The organism is Morococcus cerebrosus, from assembly GCF_022749515.1.
Lineage (GTDB): Bacteria > Pseudomonadota > Gammaproteobacteria > Burkholderiales > Neisseriaceae > Neisseria > Neisseria cerebrosa.
Map to the genome: position 1 here is coordinate 511,599 of NZ_CP094242.1, position 23,448 is coordinate 535,046.

15 protein-coding genes are annotated in these 23,448 nt (G+C 51.6%); 8 read left to right on the forward strand and 7 right to left on the reverse strand.

Annotated elements, in window-relative coordinates; all coding sequences use genetic code 11:
- Positions 1–15 precede the first annotated feature (15 nt).
- From nadA to MON37_RS02375, 3 genes are all read left to right on the forward strand, one after another.
- Complete coding sequence (gene nadA, locus MON37_RS02365) at positions 16–1,128, forward strand: quinolinate synthase NadA (RefSeq protein WP_039409575.1); 1,113 nt, start codon at positions 16–18, stop codon at positions 1,126–1,128.
- A gap of 51 nt (positions 1,129–1,179) precedes the next feature.
- Positions 1,180–2,724: an L-aspartate oxidase gene (nadB, locus tag MON37_RS02370; protein ID WP_039409572.1), complete on the forward strand. Its 1,545-nt coding sequence runs from the start codon at positions 1,180–1,182 to the stop codon at positions 2,722–2,724.
- Positions 2,725–3,112: 388 nt separating this feature from the next.
- Positions 3,113–3,814, forward strand: coding sequence for a type I restriction-modification system subunit M N-terminal domain-containing protein (locus MON37_RS02375; protein WP_052242837.1), 702 nt, complete (start codon positions 3,113–3,115; stop codon positions 3,812–3,814).
- Here MON37_RS02375 and MON37_RS02380 read toward each other — a convergent pair.
- Entirely contained in the window at positions 3,785–4,750 is a 966-nt protein-coding gene (locus MON37_RS02380) for an IS30 family transposase (RefSeq protein ID WP_242883583.1), read from the reverse strand. The genes MON37_RS02375 and MON37_RS02380 overlap by 30 nt on opposite strands.
- Before the next feature lie 75 nt (positions 4,751–4,825).
- On the opposite strand from MON37_RS02380, the gene MON37_RS02385 reads away from it, so the two are divergent.
- The 4 genes from MON37_RS02385 to ettA all read left to right on the forward strand — a co-directional run bounded on the left by MON37_RS02385 (position 4,826) and on the right by ettA (position 12,777).
- Positions 4,826–6,394, forward strand: a complete 1,569-nt coding sequence (locus MON37_RS02385; protein ID WP_242883755.1) for an HsdM family class I SAM-dependent methyltransferase — start codon at positions 4,826–4,828, stop codon at positions 6,392–6,394.
- 90 nt (positions 6,395–6,484) lie between these two features.
- Complete coding sequence (locus MON37_RS02390; RefSeq protein ID WP_052242836.1) at positions 6,485–7,771, forward strand: restriction endonuclease subunit S; 1,287 nt, start codon at positions 6,485–6,487, stop codon at positions 7,769–7,771.
- A 55-nt stretch (positions 7,772–7,826) separates the two neighbouring features.
- Positions 7,827–10,880: a type I restriction endonuclease subunit R gene (locus tag MON37_RS02395; protein WP_039409468.1), complete on the forward strand. Its 3,054-nt coding sequence runs from the start codon at positions 7,827–7,829 to the stop codon at positions 10,878–10,880.
- A gap of 220 nt (positions 10,881–11,100) precedes the next feature.
- Positions 11,101–12,777, forward strand: coding sequence for an energy-dependent translational throttle protein EttA (gene ettA / locus MON37_RS02400; RefSeq protein WP_003756559.1), 1,677 nt, complete (start codon positions 11,101–11,103; stop codon positions 12,775–12,777).
- 73 nt (positions 12,778–12,850) lie between these two features.
- On the opposite strand, the gene MON37_RS02405 is transcribed toward ettA, so the two are convergent.
- From MON37_RS02405 to MON37_RS02430, 6 genes are all read right to left on the reverse strand, one after another.
- Positions 12,851–13,576, reverse strand: a complete 726-nt coding sequence (locus tag MON37_RS02405) for an SIMPL domain-containing protein (RefSeq protein ID WP_039409465.1) — start codon at positions 13,574–13,576, stop codon at positions 12,851–12,853.
- Between the two features lie 138 nt (positions 13,577–13,714).
- A complete protein-coding gene (gene trkA, locus MON37_RS02410; protein ID WP_003762926.1) occupies positions 13,715–15,127 on the reverse strand; it encodes a Trk system potassium transporter TrkA in 1,413 nt (470 codons plus the stop codon).
- Between the two features lie 99 nt (positions 15,128–15,226).
- A complete protein-coding gene (locus MON37_RS02415) occupies positions 15,227–16,678 on the reverse strand; it encodes a DASS family sodium-coupled anion symporter (protein ID WP_039409462.1) in 1,452 nt (483 codons plus the stop codon).
- Between the two features lie 890 nt (positions 16,679–17,568).
- Positions 17,569–18,822: a complex I 51 kDa subunit family protein gene (locus MON37_RS02420; protein ID WP_039409459.1), complete on the reverse strand. Its 1,254-nt coding sequence runs from the start codon at positions 18,820–18,822 to the stop codon at positions 17,569–17,571.
- Complete coding sequence (locus MON37_RS02425) at positions 18,819–20,447, reverse strand: FAD-binding protein (protein WP_003777401.1); 1,629 nt, start codon at positions 20,445–20,447, stop codon at positions 18,819–18,821. The genes MON37_RS02420 and MON37_RS02425 overlap by 4 nt, the downstream gene beginning before the upstream one ends.
- Positions 20,447–21,085 (reverse strand): 2Fe-2S iron-sulfur cluster-binding protein, encoded by a 639-nt coding sequence (locus MON37_RS02430; protein WP_039409457.1) that lies wholly within the window; start codon positions 21,083–21,085, stop codon positions 20,447–20,449. The genes MON37_RS02425 and MON37_RS02430 overlap by 1 nt, the downstream gene beginning before the upstream one ends.
- 823 nt (positions 21,086–21,908) lie before the next feature.
- Here MON37_RS02430 and MON37_RS02435 point away from each other — a divergent pair.
- Positions 21,909–23,432 carry a fumarate hydratase gene (locus MON37_RS02435; RefSeq protein WP_039409455.1) on the forward strand — a complete coding sequence of 508 codons (1,524 nt, stop codon included), beginning with the start codon at positions 21,909–21,911 and terminating at the stop codon, positions 23,430–23,432.
- The last annotated feature ends 16 nt before the right edge of the window (positions 23,433–23,448 follow it).

Here is a 23,448-nt window from a genome sequence, read left to right on the forward strand (position 1 = left end):
CTACAAGGAAACATCATGCAAACCGCCGCCCGCCGCTCGTTCGACTACGATATGCCCCTCATCCAAACGCCGACTTCCGCCTGCCAAATCCGTCAGGCGTGGGCGAAGGTTGCCGACACGCCCGACCGCGAGACGGCAGGTCGTCTGAAAGACGAAATCAAGGCTTTGCTGAAGGAGAAAAACGCGGTCTTGGTGGCGCATTATTACGTCGATCCGCTGATTCAGGATTTGGCTTTGGAAACAGGCGGATGCGTGGGCGATTCGCTGGAAATGGCACGCTTCGGCGCCGAACACGAAGCCGGTACGCTGGTGGTGGCGGGCGTGCGCTTCATGGGCGAGAGCGCGAAAATCCTCTGCCCTGAAAAAACGGTGCTGATGCCTGATTTGGAAGCAGAATGTTCTTTGGATTTGGGTTGCCCGGAAGAGGCGTTTTCGGCGTTTTGCGACCAACACCCCGAACGCACGGTGGTGGTGTACGCCAACACTTCCGCTGCCGTGAAAGCGCGTGCCGACTGGGTGGTCACATCTTCGGTGGCGTTGGAAATCGTGTCGTATTTGAAATCGCGCGGCGAGAAGCTGATTTGGGGGCCCGACCGCCACCTCGGCGACTACATCCGCCGCGAAACGGGCGCGGATATGCTGTTGTGGCAGGGTTCGTGCATCGTCCACAACGAATTTAAAGGGCAGGAGCTGTCGGCGTTGAAGGCGGAACACCCCGACGCAGTGGTGCTGGTTCATCCTGAATCGCCGCAAAGCGTCATCGAACTGGGCGACGTGGTCGGCTCGACCAGCAAACTGCTCAAAGCCGCCGTATCGCGTCCCGAAAAAAAATTCATCGTGGCGACCGATTTGGGCATCCTGCACGAAATGCAAAAGCAGGCGCCCGACAAAGAATTTATCGCCGCGCCGACGGCGGGCAACGGCGGAAGCTGCAAAAGCTGCGCGTTCTGCCCGTGGATGGCGATGAATTCGCTGGGCGGCATCAAACACGCCCTGACAGGCGGGCGCAACGAAATCCTGTTGGACAGAAAGCTGGGCGAAGCCGCCAAACTGCCTTTACAGCGTATGCTCGACTTCGCGGCAGGGCTGAAGAAAAAAGATGTGTTCAACGGCATGGGGCCCGCCTGATTTGCCGTCCGTATTACCGTTTCAGACGACCTCTCAAACAAGGACAACACCATGCAAACCGATTGCGACGTATTGATTGCCGGAAACGGGCTGGCGGCACTGACGCTCGCCCTGTCGCTGCCTGAATCGTTCCGCATCGTCATTTTGTGCAAAAACCGGCTGGACGACACCGCCAGCCGTCATGCGCAAGGCGGGATTGCGGCGGCGTGGTCGGGAGAGGACGACATCGAAAAACACGTTGCCGATACCTTGGAAGCGGGCGCGGGTTTGTGCGACGAAGCCGCCGTCCGCGCCATCCTGTCGCAGGGCAAACCGGCAATCGAATGGCTGCTGGCGCAGGGCGTGGCGTTCGACCAAAATAATAACGACCTGCACCTGACGCGCGAAGGCGGGCACACCTGCCGCCGAATCGCCCACGTCGCCGACTACACGGGCGAAGCAGTCATGCAGAGCCTGATTGCCCAAATACGCCGCCGCCCGAACATCCGCGTTTGCGAGCGGCAGATGGCGTTGGATGTTCAAACCGAATCGGGCTCAGCGTGCGGACTGACCGTCCTCGACCGCCGAACGCAAGAAACCTACAGCATCCGTGCCAGCCATACCGTACTCGCAGGCGGCGGCTTGGGACAGATTTACGCCGCCACCACCACTCCGCCCGAATGCACGGGCGACGCCATCGCCATGGCGATACGCGCAGGTTGCGCAGTCGAAAATCTCGAATTTATCCAATTCCACCCCACAGGCTTGGCAAGGTCGTCTGAAAACGGACGCACCTTCCTGATTTCCGAAGCCGTGCGCGGCGAAGGCGGCATCCTGATCAACCAAGCGGGCGAACGGTTTATGCCGCATTACGACCGCCGCGCCGAACTCGCGCCGCGCGACATCGTTGCCCGCGCCATCGCCGCCGAAATCGCCAAACAAACGCAAGACTTCGTCTCGCTCGACATCAGCCACCAACCCGCAGAGTTCGTCCGTCAGCATTTCCCGTCCATCCATCGGCACTGTCTGTCCCAATGCGACTTGGACATCACGCGCCAAGCCATCCCCGTCAGCCCCGTGCAACACTATACCTGCGGCGGTATCCAAACCGACCCCTGCGGCAGAACCTCCCTGCCGCAGCTCTACGCCTTAGGCGAAACCGCCTGCACCGGCTTGCACGGAGCCAACCGCCTCGCCAGCAACTCCCTGCTCGAATGCGTCGTTACCGCCAGGCTTGCCGCCCAAACCATCGCAGACGGGCAAGCGTTCCAAACCGCACCGCCCCAAAGGTCGTCTGAAAGCCCCTCCGCCGAAGCAGGCATCTTTTCAGACGACCTCCAAAACACATTCAGCCGCCACGTCCTGCAAGCCTTCAACCAACGCCATCTCGGCATCCTCCGCAACGATATCGGCCTGCGCCACGCCATCGCCCAACTGCGGCTTTGGAAGCAAAACCAAGCCGAGCCGCACACCGCGTCCGAATACGAAAACCGCAACCTGATCGAATGCAGCCTCGCTGTCGCCCAAGCCGCATACGCAAGGCGGCAAAACATTGGTGCGCATTTCAATACCGACTTGACAGAGCGTGTCGAGTGGAAAAAACAGGCGGCAGGCTGAAGGGTAGGGCTGCACGGGGGTTGGGGATATTCCTGTGGAGAATGAAGAAAGGTCGTCTGAAAGGGGATTTCAGACGACCTTTTTATTCTTCCATTATCTCTTTTTGATGAATTTTTTATCCATTTACCGGACGGAATTTAATTCACCATTTTCAATAATAAGCAGGATACACATCCAATTCATTTTTTTTTATTGGAAATGAACAGAAAAGTTATACCGGTTTTACTTGGAAAAAAGGGGAATTGCCCCTGTATAATCGATTAAATATCTGGCTTTTGAAAAGTACGGTGCGGCGTAAAGTCATTCTGCATTTTCTAAAACAGCCTACATCAAATTTGAAAATCATCCCTACATAAAACCTGCTTTAAGGTATTAAGGAATAACAACGATGAAAACCGGAAGCCTCCAACAACACCCCCATCACAGTGCGCTCGTTTCAATGATTTGGAACATCGCTAACGGTCTGCGCGGAACTTACCGCCCGCCTCAGTATCGCCGTGTGATGTTGCCTTTGATTGTGCTTGCCCGCTTTGATGCGATTTTGAGTAAACATGCAGATGCAATGAAGGCTTTATTTGACGAGAATCAGGCGGAAGACGGAACAGTCAAGTTCCCACAAGTGTTGTTAGATAAAAAACTCACTGAGATTGTCGGTAAAGACCGCAAGCAAACGCTGTATAACGTCAGCGGTTTCAACCTCGCCCGCCTGCTGGACGACCCCGACCATATCCGCGCGAATTTAATCCACTATATCAACGGCTTTTCTGCCAAAGCCAAAGATATTTTTGACAAATTCGAATTTGAAAAAGAAATCGACAAGCTGGATGAAGCCAATCGTCTGTATAAAGTCCTGCAAACCTTTGTCGGAGATTTGCAGTCGCACGGACTGACTTTGTCGCCGGATGTCATTTCCAACACGCAAATGGGCTATTTGTTTGAAGAATTGATTCGCAAGTTTAACGAGCAGGCCAATGAAGAAGCCGGGGATCACTTTACCCCGCGCGAAGTCATCCGCCTGATGGTCAATATCGCCTCTTGGATTCGGATTTCAAGTGCAACACTAGGGTACCAGTGGTTGGAACAGATTTAAGAATAAAACACTTGGCGTTTCGTAGCCAAGTGTTTTTCTCGGCCGGTGGTTCAACTCATCTTGAACCCTGCGTATCTCCCGATCGCTGATGTTTCGGAAATCGGTTTGTTTGGGGAAATATTGCCGGATGAGTCCATTGGTGTTCTCATTCAGCCCTTTCTCCCAAGAATGGTAAGGGCGGCAAAAATAGGTTTTCGCCTTCAAGGCTTTGGCTATTTTGGTGTGTTGGTAGAACTCTTTGCCGTTATCCATGGTGATGGTGTGGACTCTGGCTTTATATGCCTTTAATACCCTAATGGCCGCCCGGGCAGTGTCTTCGGCTTTTAAGTTCTTTAATTTGCAGATGATGGTGTAGCGGGTAGTGCGTTCGACCAAGGTCAATAACGCGCTTTTCTGATTTTTGCCGACGATGGTGTCGGCCTCCCAATCGCCGATGCGGGTTTTCTGGTCGACGATAGCAGGTCGGTTCTCTATGCCGACGCGGTCGGGCACTTTGCCTCTGGTCCATGTGCTGCCGTAGCGTTTGCGGTAGGGTTTGCTGCATATTCTGAGATGTTGCCACAAAGTGCCGCCGTTGCTTTTGTCTTGGCGAAGGTAGCGGTAAATGGTGCTGTGATGGAGTGTGATCCCGTGGTGTTTATGCAGGTAGGCACATACTTGTTCGGGACTGAGTTTGCGGCGGATAAGGGTGTCGATGTGTTGAACCAGCTGCGAATCGAGCTTATAGGGTTTTCGCCGGTGCTGTTTGGTCAGCCGGCTTTGCTTCTGTGCTTTTTCGGCGCTGTATTGCTGTCCTTGGATGCAGTGCCGCTTGATTTCTCGGCTGATGGTGCTTTTGTGGCGGTTGAGCTGTTTGGCGATTTCGGCGATGGTGCAGTGGCGGGACAGGTATTGGATATGGTATCGTTCGTCTTGGGTCAGTTGTGTGTAGCTCATGGCAATCTTTCTTGCAGGAAAGGCCGTATGCTACCGCATACTGGCCTTTTTCTGTTATGGAAAGTTGCACTTCAAATGCGAATCCGCCCCTTTGCAGAAGATCATCAAGAATTGTCCAAATCCGGCGTGTACTGTGAAATTTATGACCCGACCTGCGGTACGGGCGGCATGCTTTCCGAATCTGAAAAAGCCTTGAAAGGATTCAATCAAAAAATCCATCTGGGCTTATACGGGCAAGAATATAACAACGAATCCTATGCCATTTGCTGCGCCGATTTATTGATTAAAGACGAACCCGCCGAAAACATCATTTTCGGCGATACCTTGGGGGTAAAAAACGCCAAAGACAAAGGAAACGGCTTTACCCCGCATGACGGACACCCAAGCAAACGCTTTGATTATATGTTTGCGAATCCGCCTTTTGGGGTGGAATGGAAAATCCAAGAAGATTACGTCAAAGAAGAATACGCAGATAAAGGCTTCAATGGACGTTTCGGCGCAGGTCTGCCGCGTATCAACGACGGCTCGCTCCTCTTTTTGCAACACATGATCAGCAAAATGAAGCAGCCTGAAAAAGACGGTCAAGGCTCGCGCATTGCCGTGGTGTTTAACGGCTCGCCGCTGTTTACCGGCGATGCAGGCAGCGGAGAAAGCAATATCCGCCGTTATGTGATTGAAAACGACCTGCTTGAAGCCGTTATCGCGCTGCCGGATCAAATGTTTTACAACACCGGCATTTATACCTACATTTGGATTTTATCGAATAAGAAAAGTGCCAAACGGCAAGGCAAAGTACAGTTGATTAACGCCACGCAGTATTATCAAAAAATGCAAAAATCGCTCGGCAACAAGCGCAACGAATTGTCAGAAAAGCATATTGCCGACATTACCAAACTGTATGCCGATTTTGCCGAAACCAAAGACAGCAAGATTTTCAACAACCAAGATTTCGCCTATTTGAAAATCACGGTAGAACGCCCCTTGCGCCTGAATTTCCAAGCCGGCGCAGAACGCATTGAAAAACTGTGGGAACAAGCCGCCTTTGCGAATTTGGCGAAAAGCAAAAAAATCAAAGACGAAGCGCAAATCAAAGCCGATGAAGAGCGTGGCGAAGCACAACAACAAGCCATTATTGACGCATTGAGCGGATTGGATGACACACTTTATACAAACCGCAACGCCTTTTTAAAAGTATTGAATCCCGCGTTAAAAGCCTTGGATTTCACCATCGGCGCACCGCTGAAAAAAGCCATTTTGGACGCATTGAGCGAGCGCGACCCAACCGCTGATATTTGCACAGACAGCAAAGGCAATAAAGAAGCCGATTCACAACTGCGCGATACCGAACTGGTACCGATGCCGTCTGAAATCCTATTCCCATTAAGTTTGGGCTATGACAACGAAACGAATTTGGACGAATTATTGACTGCACTCCGTCCGACGATAGAAGCCTATATGCAAGCCGAAGTCTTGCCGCATGTGCCTGATGCGTGGGTGGATGAGGGCAAAACCAAGCTCGGCTTTGAAATTCCGATAAACCGCCATTTTTATGAATACCAGCCGCCGCGTGATTTAGCGGTTATCAAAGCCGAAATCAACGCTCTGGAGCAGGAAATCATACAAATGCTCGGCAATTTGCAATAACAGGCGGACGGGATTTTTCTGAAATGGTCGCAATACCATCGCAGGATAAGCAGAAACATCTCTGCGACGGTATTAAAAACGAGATTAAAAATGAACAGATATGAGAGCTATAAAGACAGCGGTATTCCTTGGTTGGGGGAAGTGCCAGCGCATTGGGAAGTAAAGCGATTAAGATTTACAGTAAACTTAAATCCAGTTAAATCAGAACTTGATATTCCCGAAGATACTTTAGTTTCATTTATCCCTATGGAAGCGGTTAATTTTGATAAGAATTTAACGTTAACTGAAGAAAGAAATCTTGATGAAGTATATAAAGGATACACCTATTTTAAAAATGGCGATGTTGTTTTAGCAAAAATAACACCATGTTTTGAAAATGGAAAGTCTGCTATTGCTCAAAATCTAACAAATGGAATTGCCTTTGGAACAACAGAATTACACGTTTTAAGATCTCAAAATTCTATAAATAATCACTTTTTGTATTATTTAATTAAATCCGATTCTTTTATGAAAATTGGTGAATCTGAAATGTACGGTGCTGGTGGTCAAAAGCGCATTCCTGAAGAATTTATCAAAAACTTTTTTATTGGTTTACCTCCATATTACGAACAAACCGCCATCGCCCACTACCTAGATACTAAGCTCGGTGAAATCGATGTGCTGATTGATAAGCAACAAACCCTGCTCGAAAAACTCGCAGAACAGCGCACCGCCGTGATTACCCATGCCGTAACCAAAGGCTTAAACCCTACAGCCCCGATGAAAAATAGCGGCGTGGAATGGTTGGGGGATGTACCAGCGCATTGGGAAGTTAAGCGTTTGAAGTTTTCAGTTAGAAATATTTCACAAAAAGTAGAATCTCAAACAAGTGATTTAAGATATTTTGGTTTGGAGAACATCGAATCATTCACGGGAAGATTAATATTAAATATTGAGTTAGAAAGTGAAGGAATTGCTAATAAGTTTCAAGAAAATGATGTGCTATTTGGTAAGTTACGACCTTATTTGGCAAAAGTGCATCTAGCTACACAAAACGGTTTAGTTTCAACAGAGACATTAGTCTTTAGGGCAAAAAAAGCAATTAACCCCAAATTTTTATTCTACTTTTGCGTATCTAAAGATTTTATTGACGCAGTCAATGGTACAACTTTTGGTTCTAAAATGCCTAGAGCAAATTGGGAGGACATCGGTAATTTTAAGATGTTGATTCCATCACTAGAAGAACAGGCAATTATTATTGACTACCTTAACCAAGAAACCGCCAAAATCGACCGCTTGTGTGAAACGGTCAATCAAACCATAGGTCGTCTGAAAGAATACCGCACCGCGCTGATTACTCAGGCGGTAACCGGGAAAATAAAAGTAACCGATGAATAAAGGGCAGGGGGGGGATTTAAGCCCATCTTGCAATCAATGAAATAGGAGCAAATGGATGCATACCGAACCATACTTTGAAAATGAAATTGAATACAGCCTATTAACGGAAGGCGGTTACCAAAAAGGCTTGGCAGAAGATTATGAAAAATCAACCGCACTTTTTCCTGCCGATGCCGTGGCATTTATTCAGACGACCCAACCGAAACTATGGGCGTATTTGGAAATGTCGCGTAAAGATAAGGCGAAAGACGAGCTGATCAAAGCGTTAAATCAAGAATTGAACATTAAAGGCAGCCTGCATGTGCTGCGCAATGGTTTCCGTGTGGCAAACCGTACGGCAAAAATGGCATATTTCGCCCCCAATTCCACTTTAAATGAAACCACGCAGCAGCAATACGATGCCAATATCGTCAAAATTACCCGCCAAGTGATTACCGAATGTAACGAGCGGATTGATATGGTGGTATCGGTAAACGGTATTCCTGTTATCACCATCGAATTAAAAAACGAAATGTCGGCAACCGGCTGGACGGTGGAAGATGCGATGCGCCAATACCGTCAAGATCGGAATCCGCAGGGCAAATTATTTGAATTTAAAAAACGTGCGTTGGTGCATTTTGCGGTGGATACGCAAGAAGTGCATATGACCACCAAGCTGGAAGGAGAAGGTACGCGCTTTTTGCCGTTTAACCGCGGTTTTAATGATGGTAAAGGCAATCCGCCGGTTGAAAACGATGTGCGTACGGCGTATTTGTGGCGCGAGGTGTTGCGTAAAGACAGCTTAATGGAATTGATTGGGCGCTTTTTGCATTTGAGCCGTGAAGAACGAAAAGTCCGCCTGAATTCGGGTTTCCGCTATATCACAACCGAGAGCATGATTTTTCCGCGTTTCCATCAGCTTGATGCGGTAAGGAAATTGATTGCCCACACTAAAGCGCACGGCGCGGGCAGAAATTATCTGATTCAGCATTCGGCAGGCTCGGGTAAATCCAATACGATTGCTTGGCTAGCGCATCATTTGGCTTCTTTGCATAATGCCGCCGATGAAAAAATCTTTAACTCGGTGATTATCGTTACCGACCGCGTGGTGTTGGACAGACAGTTGCAAGAAACGGTGGCGCAATTTGAACAAACCGATGGCGTGGTGCAGAAAATTGATAGGGATACCCACCAGCTTACCGCCGCGCTTGCAGCAAATGTGCCGATTATCATCACGACGATTCAAAAATTCCCTTATGTAATGCACAGTATCCAAACCAAAGCAAAACATGGCGAACACATTTCGCTTGATACCGAAGGCAAACGCTTTGCGGTCATCGTGGATGAAGCGCACAGTTCGCAAACGGGCGAGACGGCAAGCGAGTTGCGCCAGGTGTTGAACAAAAGCGGGATTGAAGCGGCGATTGCGGCTGAGTTTTTAGATTTGGAAGATGACGAGCTGCCTGAAGATATTGAAACGCAAAAAAATATCCTGCGCGAACAGTTCAAACGCAGCCGCCAAGATAATTTGAGCTTTTTTGCTTTCACCGCTACGCCAAAATGGAAAACGTTGGCGTTGTTTGACGAACCGAACGAGCAAGGCAAAACGCCGTTTCATAGCTACGCCATGAAACAGGCGATTGAAGAAAGCTTTATTTTGGATGTGTTGGCAAACTATACGACCTATAAACAATATTTCCGTTTATTGAGTACGGCAGATAGCCATATCGAATTACCGAAGCACAAAGCCAAAAAAGAGCTGATGCGGTTTGTGAATTTACATCCGAGCGTAATCAGTCAAAAGGTGGAAATCATTATCGAGCATTTTCAGTCGGTTACTCGCCATAAGATTGGCGGCTATGCTAAAGCGATGGTGGTTACGGGTTCGCGTGAAGCTGCGGTACGCTATAAATTGGCATTTGATGAGTATATTGCCGAAAAAGGGTATGAAGGGATCAAATCACTGGTGGCATTTTCAGGCAAAGTAATTCTGCCGGAACAAACCGAAAAAGAATATTCCGAACCCGGCATGAATGGCGGCATTAAGGAAACGGAGTTGCCGGAACAGTTTGACAGCGATAATTATCAAGTGCTTTTGGTGGCGGATAAATATCAAACCGGTTTTGACCAGCCGTTGTTGCATACCATGTTTGTCGATAAAGTGCTGTCGGGTGTGCAGGCGGTGCAGACGCTGTCTCGTTTAAACCGTACGGCAAAAGGCAAGGAAGATACGTTTGTACTGGATTTTGTCAATGACCGTGAAGACATTTATGCCGCTTTCAAACCGTATTATCAACGGACAGAGTTGGGCGAGATTCCGGATGATGAGAAGTTGGCAAGTTTAGGCAATACACTGGATGAGTGGAAGATTTATACACAAAATGATATTGATGAATTTGCCGGCGTTTGGTTCGGCGGCGGTACTACACCAACCCATAGCGAACATAAAAAGCTCAATGCGATCATCGATAAAGCGATTGAAAAATATCTGCATATTTCAGACGAACCCGAGCATAATGAAGAGCAACAAAAACTCTTTAAAAGCCAGCTGCAAAGTTATTTGAATCTTTATTTGTTTGTTTCACAAATTTTGCCGTATGCCGATTCTATTCATGAGAAACGCTATGTTTATCTCAAAGCTTTGATGATGAAGCTGCCGCGCGGCAAACAAAGCGAAAAATTGGATTTGTCTAAAATGGCAATTTTGCAATATTACCGTTTGCAGCAAATCGGCGAAGGCTCAATCAAATTGAACGAAGGCGAAGCAGAGCCGCAAAAAGGTTCAACTGATGTAGGTACGGGACAAGTCAGCCTGACCGAAGAGCTGGATAAGCTGATTAAAGAGTTGAATGAAACATTTACGACCGAGTTTACATTGGCAGATCAGCTGTTTTTCGAGTCTGTCGAAAAATTTGCGCGCGAAAATCCGGATATTGTCGATGCAGCCAATAACAATCCTTTACCATCTTTCATGAATTATTTCAATACACAGGTTGATGATTTGTTGGTCGGATTGTTTGAGCAGTTTGGAGAGAGCGTTTCTAAAGTTTTGAATAATCCTCAAATCAAAAACAAAGTCTGCCGCCGATTGGCGAAGCAGATTTATGATAATGTCCATTTGGAAAAATAGTTTGTTTTAAAGTCGTCTGAAAAGACGGCTTTATTTATTTTCTGAGGAATGTTTGCTATTAATGAAGTTTCATTTTACTTTTCAGACGACCTTCTTCCAAATCCAAACAAATCAATCCATTCCATCTATTCCCCCTCTAAATATCATCCGTGCAAGCAACAATCGGTGCAATCGGTTAAAATGGGTCGTCTGAAATTTGTTTGACCGAATTGAGAAAACCATGTCCCAACAATACGTCTATTCCATGCTGCGCGTGAGCAAGGTTGTGCCGCCGCAGAAAACCATCATTAAAGATATTTCCCTTTCCTTCTTCCCCGGCGCGAAAATCGGCCTGCTCGGTTTGAACGGCGCGGGCAAGTCCACCGTGCTGCGGATTATGGCGGGTGTGGATAAGGAATTTGAGGGCGAAGCCGTGCCGATGGGCGGCATCAAAATCGGCTATCTGCCGCAAGAGCCGGAGCTTGATCCGGAAAAAACCGTGCGCGAGGAAGTGGAAAGCGGTTTGGGCGAAGTAGCCGCCGCGCAGAAACGTTTGGAAGAAGTGTATGCCGAGTACGCCAATCCCGATGCGGATTTTGACGCGCTGGCGGAAGAACAGGGTCGCTTGGAAGCGATTATTGCGGCAGGTTCGTCCACGGGCGGCGGTGCGGAACACGAATTGGAAATCGCCGCCGATGCGCTGCGCCTGCCGGAATGGGATGCCAAAATCGGCAATTTGTCCGGCGGTGAAAAACGCCGCGTCGCTTTGTGCAAACTCTTGTTGAGCAAACCCGATATGCTGCTGCTGGACGAACCGACCAACCACTTGGATGCGGAATCGGTGGAATGGCTGGAGCAATTCTTGGTGCGCTTCCCCGGCACAGTCGTTGCGGTAACACACGACCGTTATTTCCTCGACAACGCCGCCGAATGGATTTTGGAACTCGACCGCGGACACGGTATTCCGTGGAAAGGCAATTACTCGTCTTGGCTGGAGCAGAAAGAAAAACGCTTGGAAAACGAGGCGAAATCCGAAGCCGCGCGTGTAAAAGCGATGAAGCAGGAATTGGAATGGGTGCGCCAAAATGCCAAAGGCCGCCAAGCCAAGTCTAAAGCGCGTCTGGCGCGTTTTGAAGAAATGAGCAACTACGAATACCAAAAACGCAATGAAACGCAGGAAATCTTCATTCCCGTTGCCGAGCGTTTGGGTAACGAAGTGATTGAATTTGTGAACGTTTCCAAATCGTTTGGCGATAAAGTGCTGATTGACGATTTGAGCTTCAAAGTGCCTGCGGGCGCGATTGTCGGCATCATCGGCCCGAACGGCGCGGGTAAATCGACGCTGTTCAAAATGATTGCGGGCAAAGAGCAGCCTGATTCCGGCGAAGTGAAAATCGGGCAAACCGTGAAAATGAGCCTGATTGACCAAAGCCGCGAAGGTTTGCAAAACGACAAAACCGTGTTCGACAACATCGCCGAAGGCCGCGACATTTTGCAGGTCGGACAGTTTGAAATCCCCGCCCGCCAATATTTGGGTCGTTTCAACTTTAAAGGCAGCGACCAAAGCAAAATCGCGGGGCAGCTTTCCGGCGGCGAACGCGGACGTTTGCACTTGGCAAAAACCTTGTTGAGCGGCGGCAATGTGTTGCTGCTGGACGAACCGTCCAACGACCTAGACGTGGAAACCCTGCGCGCGCTGGAAGACGCATTGTTGGAATTTGCCGGCAGCGTGATGGTGATTTCGCACGACCGCTGGTTCCTCGACCGCATCGCCACGCATATCTTGGCTTGCGAAGGCGATTCGAAATGGGTGTTCTTCGACGGCAACTATCAGGAATATGAAGCTGATAAGAAACGCCGTCTGGGCGAAGAGGGCGCGAAACCGAAACGGATTAAATATAAACCGGTAACGCGTTGATAGGAAAATAAGAAAACGTCGTCTGAAAACTTGAAAAAGGGTTTTCAGACGACGTTTTTGTTGGAGGAGCGTTTTACATTTGCACCGAGCCGTTGACTGTGATGCTGATTTCTTCTGAGCCGGGAGAAGGGGCTTGGATAGCGTTGTTTTCGTCGCTTGCCGAACGCTTGAACATGGCAGCTTCGGCATTCATCATTTTGGCGCGGGCGAAACCGTTGTCTATGGAACGGTTGCCGATGTGGCCTAAATTGAGTTTGACGATTTTGTAGTTGGAAAAACCGAGCGTTTTCGCCAAGTCTTGCGCGCGGTCTTTGAAGCGCAGGATGGCGGCTTTGCTGACTTGATCGACGGCGGCTTCGCGTTTTTCTTTGGATATGCTGAAGCCGATGCGGTTGAGCGTGGCAGTTTGCAGCGTTTCGTCAATCAGGCGGTTGATTGCGTCAAAGTCTTTGCTTTCGACTTTGAACACGGCTTCTTCTTCCCAGCCTGTTTGGATGCGTTTGCCGTTGTTGTTGTATTCATAGCGCGGGCTGGCGCTGCGGTTGAGGATTTCGGTTTGGAGTTTGTTGTTTTGTACGGCTTTGTTGAAGTCGTTGAATTTTTTCTGAAACGCTTTGTTCACCGTAGCGCGGTCTTTGCCTTCGGAAGCAATGCTGAAGTAGGCGGTCATGGTGTCGCGGGTTATTTCGAGATTGGCAGATTCGGCAAATTCGACGATGTTGTAATGAAGGGTGTCGGTTTCGGCTGCGGCGGGCAGGGCGGTTGCGAGCACGAGGGCGGCAAGGATGGGGCGTAACATGGATTTTCCTTTTGGTATTGTATGTGGAAACGGATGATATTGGATGATTTGTGTCAGGTCGTCTGAAAGCGCGGCTTCAATGAAGTTGAAAAAGGTTCTGACTTTGCTGCAACAGGTTTCAGACGACCTTTGACGGTGTCAGCCGAAAAAGCCCATTTTGACTTGGATGAGTTTTTCAAGTTCGGGCAGGACGCGGCGGCGGGAGACGAAGAAGATGATGTGGTCGCCGTCTTGGACAATGGTGTCGGTGTGGTGCCCCATGATGACTTCGCCCGTTTCGGCACGGACGATGGCGGCGATGTAGCAGTCGCCCGGCCATTTGATGCCGCTGATGCGCCTTCCGACGATGGCGGAGGTGTTTTTGTCGCCGTGGACGACGACTTCGATGGCTTCGGCAGTGCCGCGTCTGAGGGGGTGGACGGCAACGATGTCGCCTCGGCGGATGTGGGCGAGGATGGAGCCGATGGTGATGAGGTGCGGCGACACGACGATGTCGATTTTGTTGCCTTCGAGCAAATCGACGTAGCTGGAGCGGTTGACGATGGTGACGACGCGCTTGGCACCGAGGTTTTTCGCCAACAGGCTGGACATGATGTTGTTTTCGTCGTCGTTGGTCAGGGCGCAGAATACGTCGATTTCGTCGATGTATTCTTCGTCCAGCAGCGTTTCGTCGGTGGCGCTGCCTTGCAGGACGAGGGTGTTGTCGAGGTTTTCGGCGAGCCACTCGGCGCGGCGGGGGTTGTGTTCGACGATTTTGATGTCGTATTTGGATTCGAGCTGCTTGGCAAGGCGGTAGCCGATGTTGCCGCCGCCGGCAATCATGATGCGGCGGGTGCGCGCTTCTTTGGGGCGCAGTTCGCGCATGATGATGTTGACGCTGCTGATGTCGGCGGCAAAAAGTACCTCGTCGCCTTCGATGATGACGGTTTGCGGCGTGGGGACGATGAGGCGGTTGTTGCGGTATATGGCGCAGATTTGGCAGTCCGCACCTTCGGGGAGGTGTTGGTTGATGTCGGCGATTTCACGGTTGACGAGCAGCCCGCCTTTACGCGCCTGTACGATGACCATGCGGACTTTGTCGCCGGCAAACCTCAATACCTGCAATGCGCTGGTGTAGCTGAGTAGCCCGACGAGCTGTTCGGTAACGAGCTGTTCGGGGCTGATGGTTTCGGTGATGTCGAAGACGGTAAGGCTGCCGTTTTCCGTATCGTCGTTTTCGGGGTAGGGGTATTCCAGATATTCGCTGGAACGCACGCGGGCGATGCGGCTGGGGATATTAAAGAGATCGGCGGCGATTTTGCAGGCGACGATGTTGGTTTCGTCGCTGCGGGTCAGGGCGAGCAGGAGGTCGGAATCTGCCGCGCCCGCCTGTTCGAGGATGAACGGGGATGCGCCGTTGCCGAGTATGGTTTGGACGTCGAGGCGGCTGCCGATGTGTTGGAGGGCTTTTTCGTCGATGTCGATAACGGTAACGTCGTTGCTGGAAACGGAGGCGAGGTTTTGCGCGACGGTCGAGCCGACCTGTCCGCTGCCGAGGATGAGGATTTTCACGGTTTGGGCGGGTGGTTGGGTAAGGATGATGGGATTGTATAACAAAAGGTCGTCTGAAAACCTATTTTCAGACGACCTTTTGTTGATTTCAGGCAGGGTTTACCAGTAGCCCAGCACTTTCCACCAGATGATGCCGATGGTGCCGAAAATCAGGATTTCGACCACGCTCATGATGAAGCCGGCTTTCCACCATTCGGTCATGCTGACATAGTTCGAGCCGTAGATGACGGGGGACGAACCTGAAGCGTAGTGGGTCAGCGACATCATGATGCCGGTGGCGGACGCCATAATCAGGGCGAACAGCATCGGCGGTGCGTCCAAGGCGAGACCTGCGCCGTAGAACGCGCCGAACATGGCGGTAACGTGTGCCGTGCCGCTGGCGAAAACGTAGTGGGCGTAGAGGTAGGCGAGTACCAGAAGGGCGCAGCCGGCTTCCCAGCCCAAACCGAGATGGGAGATGCCGCCCTGCATGGATTCGGACAGCCATGCAATCAGTCCCAATTTGTTGAGGAAGTTCGCCATCATTACCAAGGCGGCAAACCAGACGATGGTGTCCCACGCGCCTTTTTCTTTCAGCGCGTCGTCCCAAGTCAGTACGCCGGTGAGCAGACACAGGGAGAGGCCGAGGAAGGTGGTGGCGGTGGCATCGACTTTCACGCCGAACAGCATTTCGGGAACGCCCGCCCACAAAAGCAGCAGAATCACGAAAATGCCGAGCATGATTTTTTCGTCGCGCTTCATCGCGCCCATTTCTTTCAGTTTTTCTTTGGCAAGGGCGGTCGCGTTAGGCGTTTGTTTGATTTCGGGCGGATACAGGAAATACAGCACCAGCGGCATCAGGAACATGGCGATCAGGCCGGGTACGACCATGGCGGCGAACCATGTGCCCCAAGAGAGGTGGATTTTCGAATCGGTGGCTTTGGCGACCAATTCGACGACCAGCGGGTTGGGTGCGGTTGCGGTAACGAAGATGCAGCAGGTGATGATGTTGGCGTGGTAGTTGACCAATGCGAGGTATTTACCGATTTTGCTCTCAGTGCCTTTTTCGGGGTCGGAATCGAAACTCAGGGCGATGGAGCGCATAATCGGATGCACGATGGCACCGCCGCGCGCGGTGTTGCTCGGCGTTACCGGACCGATGACCAAGTCGGCCAAAGCCAGGCTGTAACCTACGCCCAGCGTGCGTTTGCCGAAAAGGGAAATCAGAAGGTAGCCGATCCGCATCCCCAAGCCGGTTTTCAACAAACCGCGCGAGATGATGATGGCGATACCGATCATCCAGATTAACGAGTTGTTGAGGCTGCTCAGTGCGTCTTTGGTTGCGTCGGCGGCTTTTTCGTTGGTCACGCCGGTCAGCGCGACCAAGGTAATGCCCAAAATCGCCATTGCGCCGATGGGCATGGCTTTGCCGATGATGCCGGCGATGATGCCGACGAACAGCGCCAAAAGGTGCCATGCGTCGGGCGATACGCCCTGCGGCACGGGTATGACGAACCAGATAATCAGCGTCAGCGCGAGCGCAACCGCCGCAGGAATTAGCTTGAAGCCCATGTTGAGTCTCCTAGTTTGAGGTATCGGGGAAATCGGATTTCAGACGACGTGTGTCCGTTTTGGCGGGAAGAGGTCGTCTGAAACGTATTTGGCAGCAGTTGTTTTATGTTTTTCTTTTGGTGGTTTGGGTAATGCGTGTTTGTGTTGCCATCTTTTTCAGACGACGTTTTTTTAGGTTATTGGGTTTTGCCCTCTCCCTAGCCCTCTCCCACGGGGAGAGGGGATAGATTGCAGGAAGTCCGATAATGGTCGGTTTCAGCACCATCATTCCCTCTCCGAGGAAGAGGGGCAGATTGCAGAAAATCCAATAATAGTCGGCTTCAGTACCATCATTCTCTCTCCGTGGAAGAGAGAACAGATTGCAGAAAATCCGATAATAGTCGGCTTCAGCACTATCATTCCCTCTCTCCGTGGGAGAGGGTTAGGGAGAGGGCAAAACCCTAGGATGCGCGTATCGTTTTTTCTGATGGCAAATCTTCCGGTAAGTTTTAGTCAGACGATGTGTATCCGTTTTAGTGGGGAGGGGGCGTCTGAAACGTATTTGGCAGCAGTTGTTTTTTATGTTTTTCTTTTGGTGGTTTGGGTACTGCGTATTTTTGTGTTGTCATCTTTTTCAGACGACGTTTTCTTAGGTTATTGCGGTTTGCCCTCTCCCTAACCCTCTCCCACGGGGAGAGGGGACGGATTGCAGAAAGTCCGATAATGGTCGGTTCAGCACTATCATTCCCTCTCCCCGTGGGAGAGGGTTAGGGAGAGGGCAAAACCTCAGATTTAGCGGGTTCGGTTGTGAAACCCAACAAATACTTACAATGTTGTGTCATGTCCCAACCTACGAGCATTTTTCAGACGACCTCCTATATAGAAAAGGTCGTCTGAAACGCCGTATCGGATTAATCCTGCTCCGCAGGCAGTCCGTACTCTTCGGGGAAGGTGCGCAGTGAGCTTTGCAGCACGGTAACTGCGCCGTCAATCAGGCCGCAGCGGCCGCTTCGTGGCAGCAGTTGGCACAGGCTTTGCAGGGCGCGGAGGTCGTCTGAAGTGCCGATGCCGGTATCCACGCGGTTGAGCAGGCGTGAAAGTTGGAAGGTGCCGCCTTTGCACGGCGGGCATTGTCCGCACGAGTTGGACGCAAAAAATTCCACATACTCGGCCACTTTGCGCACGACACTGGTGCCTTCGGAAATCACAATCATCGCGCCCGTGCCGAGGCTGGATTTGCGTTCGCGCACGGACACGAAGTCCAAAGGTACGTCCAAATCTTTTACGGTCAGGAGCGTGTTTGACGGGCCGCCGGTGAAGACGGCTTTAAACGTGCGCCCTTCGAGCATACCGCCGCCGTGGTCGAAAATCAGCGATTGCAGGGTCGTGCCCATCGGCAGTTCGTACAGGCCCGGATTCAATACGTCGCCAGAGAGCGAGTAGAGTTTCGTGCCTGCGGCATCGCCCAAACCCAGCGATTTGTACCATTCCGCGCCTTTGGCAAGGATTTGCGGGATGTTGGCGAAAGTTTCGGTGTTGTTGATAAGGGTCGGTTCGCCTTCTACGCCGCTTTCGGCAGGGAACGGCGGCTTGCGGCGCGGGAACGGGAAACCGCCTTCCAACCATGAAATCACGGCGGTTTCTTCGCCGCCGATGTAGCGGCCTGAAGTTTCGACCAATTTCAGGTCTAAAGGTTTGCCCAGATAGTTTTCGATGCGGATGAACAAATCGCTTTTTTTCCATTGCTCGATGGCGGGCACGATGGCGGCGATGGATTCGGTCTGGTGCGGGTTGACATACATAATCGCTTTGTTGGCTCGGCAGGCGACGGCGGCAATCAGAACGCCTTCGATGACTTGGTGCGGCGTTTTCGCCAGCAATACGCGGTCTTTGAACGTACCCGGTTCGTCTTCGTTGGCATTGCAGACGACGTATTTGTCGCCGTGTTTGCTTTGGGCTGCGACGGCCGCCTCCCATTTGCGCCAGGTCGGGAAACCTGCGCCGCCCATGCCGCAGAGATTGGCGTCTTGCAGCTTGGAAACGATGCTTTGAGGATCGGCAAGTGCCGCCAGCAGGCCTTCGCCGCCGCCGACTTTGCGCCACGCGGCCAAATCCGCGCCGACTTGGCGGGACGGGTGCAGTAAGTTTTGATTGGCTTGGTTCATGATTGTTGCTCCTGCAAACCGGCGTGTTCGCGCAAATCGAATTTGCCGTAGTCGGGATATAAAACGGGGGCTTTGATGTCGCTGGTCAGTCCGGCGCGGGTCATTTCGCGTTGTAGATCGTGAACGTGTCCGACACCGCCGCGCACTTTTTTCAGCGGCAGGCCGCAACCGGCGGCGGCTTTACCCGCGCGGCGGCCGAAGCTGATGATGTCCAAAAGCGCGTTGCCCATCAGGCGGTTGCGGCCGTGGATGCCGCCGGTTACTTCGCCGGCGCAATAGAGACCTTCGACGCAGGTTGCGCCGTCGCCGTTGATTTCGACGCCGCCGTTTTGGTAGTGCAGGGTCGGATGAATCATCACGGGTTCGACGGCGGGGTCGATGCCGCATTTGTGGGCGACGTGGCCGAGCGTAACCAAACGGTTCAATACGTCGGGATCGTTTTCAATCAGGCGCGGCGTATCGAGGAACACGCCGACTTGTCCGTCGCGCACCACGCCGCGGCCTTCGCGGCACTCGCGCAAAATAGCGGCAGCAACGACGTCGCGCGGTTGCAATTCGTCAACGAAACGTTCGCCCAAACCGTTGACCAGTTTGGTGCCTGCGGAGCGCACAGCTTCGGAAATTAGCGCGCCTGCCAAGTGCGGCGGATGGGCGACGCCGGTCGGATGGTATTGGAAGGAATCGATGTCGCGCAGTTTTGCGCCGATGCGGTATGCCATCACCAGACCGTCGGCGGTTGCGCCGTAGTGGTTGGAAGTGGCGAAACCCTGCAAATGCAGGCGTCCGCTGCCGCCGGTTGCCAATACCACGGCTTTGGCGTGAACCAATACCAAAGAGCGTTTTTCCAAATCGTACAAAATTGCGCCGACGCAGCGGCCGTGTTCGTCCGACAATAATTCGATGGCGGGGTGGCGGTTGAGCTGGGTAATGTTTTCGTCGAGTTCGACCGCCTCGCGCAGTACGCGCATCATTTCGAGGCCGGTAAAGTCGCGGTAACTCAAGATGCGCGGCACGGTCGTACCGCCTGCACGTTTGCGGCTCAACATGCCGTTGCTGTCCGCGCCTTTGGCAAGGTCGAAAGTCATGCCCAAACCGATCAGCCAGCGGATGGCGGACGGCGCGTCGGTAACCATTTGCGCCACCAATTCTTTCTTGCCTGCGTTGTGGCCGCCTTTGATGGTGTCGTCAAAGTGCTGCTGCAAGCTGTCTTCCGCGCCGACTGCCGCCTGAATGCCGCCTTCGGCCATCACGGTATTGCTGTCGCCGATACGCAGCTTGTTCGCCATAATCACGCGCGCGCCTGCTTCGGTCGCAGACAACGCTGCCGCCGCGCCCGCACCGCCGCCGCCGATAACCAGCACGTCGGTGTTCAAATGTTCCGCGCCCGACAAATCATAGTCGTCAATCAGGGGATGGCTGATCAGCAGTTTCGCCAAATCAGGATGGCAGTAATCGCCCGTGTTCGGGCCGATGGGCAGTTTAACGCGCGCATTTGCCTGATAGTCGGGGTGAAACTGGCTCAACAATTCATTTTTTTCCGGCAGATCGCCGCGCAGTTCCAATGAGGAAGCGCGCAGGTTGGCAAGGGCGGTTTCGTAGTCTATGCCTTGGATTTCGTTCGCCATCACATTGCCTCCTCTTCAAATTCGATTTTCATTTTGCCGCTGTCGATTTCGCGCAGGCGGCGCATCAAATCCACCGGACGCAGCGTGCGCGCCGCTTTCATGCGGCGGGCGAACAGGCCTAAGTGGTTCGGACGGATGTGTTCGGGGCAGGAAAGGGTGCAGAGGTTGCACATCACGCATTGGTCGAAGGTCAGCGCAGCCGCGCCGAAATCGCCCGATACCACTTGCGCCACGCCGTTTTCCACTTCCAAACCTTTGGGGCAGGCGCGGTTGCAGCCGCCGCAATGACGGCAGTGTTGCGCTTCGGGGAAGGCTTTGGCGGTGTCGTCCAGCCAGTTCCAGCCGTCGCCGACCTCGCTCACGTCGTAATACTGGATATGCTCGGGAATGAAGTAGTCCAAGAAGCTGACCTGCATCCCTTCTTCGACTTTGGTTTCACACGCCAACGCAGTCGTTACCTCGCGCTCGCCTTCCTTGCGGATCATGCAGCGGCACGAACCGCACACGCCTTGCCCCATACAGCCGACGTTGGCGGTAATCGCGCTGCCGGCACGGGCATAGGCCTGAATGATTGACGAGTCGGCGGAGGCCTTGACCTCGTGGCCGTCTATGGTCAGGGTTAACAAGTTTTCACTCATGGTAGTGTCCTGTGGAATGGGATAGGGGAAATCGGATGCGTGTATTTTTATTACAAATTTTTAAAATGTAGATATTTTTCAGGAAACGTCTTATAAATCAACGTCTGACTGTCTTTTATTAGTGTATCAGAATTTGGGTTTTTTGATGATGGCAGAGTCGTAAAGGCAGGGTAGTGGCGGATTGTGAACAAAAAATAGCGGTTTTCAGACGATCTTTGTGCCATCTTGTTATTTTGTAAGATAAAATAAACTTACGATAAAGGAATAACTGATAAAAACTGTTTTGAAATACGAGTAAATATCATTATTAAGTGTTTGATATAAAAGCATATATCTATGTATTCATTGGATAAATTTGCAAAGTGTAAGTAAATGCAAATGGTGTTATAAAATTTCATAAAACAGCTAAGTTTGACTTCCGTCAAAAATCATCGTGGGTAGAATGACACGGCTTTTGCATTTGTGTATGGTTGAAAAAAGAAAGACAGGTCGTCTGAAAAGCAATTGTTTCTTTTTAAATTCATGTTATTAGTAAGGTTCATTGCGGCGGTGAATCCAGCCTTTTCAGACGACCCTTTGGAATTTGAGTGGACAAATCAATTGTAGTTTTATTTCTGTCGGTAAATATTGCCGACAATACCCGTTATCATCATCCGAGTGAAATGATAGGTTATTAAGTTTTATGAAAATCAATGGATTATAAAAATCATATTGTCGCCTCATATCGATTGACAGCACTATTACACCGATTAAGGTCGTCTGAAAAACGGCCTCTATAAAAAAGCTAACAAACCCTCCCTACCATATGAAAAGGAACACAATCATGACCGTCATCAAGCAAGAAGACTTTATCCAAAGTATCTGCGATGCCTTCCAATTCATCAGCTATTACCATCCGAAAGACTACATCGACGCGCTCTATAAAGCGTGGCAGAAGGAAGAAAATCCCGCCGCCAAAGACGCGATGACGCAGATTTTGGTCAACAGCCGCATGTGTGCCGAAAACAACCGCCCCATCTGCCAAGACACCGGTATCGCAACCGTCTTCCTCAAAGTCGGCATGAACGTCCAATGGGATGCGGACATGAGCGTGGAAGAGATGGTTAACGAAGGTGTACGCCGTGCCTACACTTGGGAAGGCAACACCCTGCGCGCGTCCGTCCTCGCCGATCCTGCCGGCAAACGCCAAAACACCAAAGACAACACCCCCGCCGTCATCCACATGAGCATCGTACCGGGCGATAAAGTCGAAGTAACCTGCGCGGCAAAAGGCGGCGGCTCTGAAAACAAATCCAAACTCGCCATGCTCAATCCTTCCGACAACATCGTCGATTGGGTATTGAAAACCATCCCGACCATGGGCGCGGGCTGGTGTCCTCCCGGCATTTTGGGCATCGGTATCGGCGGTACGCCCGAAAAAGCCGTGCTGATGGCAAAAGAATCCCTGATGAGCCACATCGACATTCAAGAATTGCAGGAAAAAGCCGCGTCCGGCGCAGAATTGTCCACCACCGAATCCCTGCGCCTCGAGCTCTTTGAAAAAGTCAACGCGTTGGGCATCGGCGCACAAGGTTTGGGCGGACTGACCACCGTGTTGGACGTCAAAATCCTCGATTACCCGACCCATGCCGCTTCCAAACCGATTGCCATGATTCCGAACTGCGCCGCCACCCGCCACGTCGAGTTCGAATTGGACGGCTCAGGCCCGGTCGAACTGACCCCGCCGCGCGTTGAAGACTGGCCCGATTTGACTTACAGCCCCGACAACGGCAAACGCATCGATGTCGATAAACTGACCAAAGAAGAAGTTGCTAGCTGGAAAACCGGCGACGTATTGCTGCTGAACGGCAAAATCCTCACCGGTCGTGATGCCGCGCACAAACGCCTCGTTGATATGCTCGATAAAGGCGAAGAGTTGCCCGTCGATTTCACCAACCGCCTGATTTACTACGTCGGTCCCGTCGATCCGGTCGGCGACGAAGTAGTCGGCCCCGCAGGTCCGACCACCGCTACCCGCATGGACAAATTCACCCGCCAAATGCTCGAACAAACCGGCCTCTTGGGCATGATCGGCAAATCCGAGCGCGGCGCAGCCACCTGCGAAGCCATCGCCGACAACAAAGCCGTGTACCTCATGGCAGTCGGCGGCGCGGCATACCTTGTGGCAAAAGCCATCAAATCCTCCAAAGTCTTGGCGTTCCCCGAATTGGGCATGGAAGCGGTTTACGAGTTTGAAGTCAAAGACATGCCCGTAACCGTCGCCGTGGACAGCAAAGGCGAGTCCATCCACGCCACCGCCCCGCGCAAATGGCAGGCAAAAATCGGCATCATCCCCGTCGAGTCCTAATGCCTTGATGCCAGGT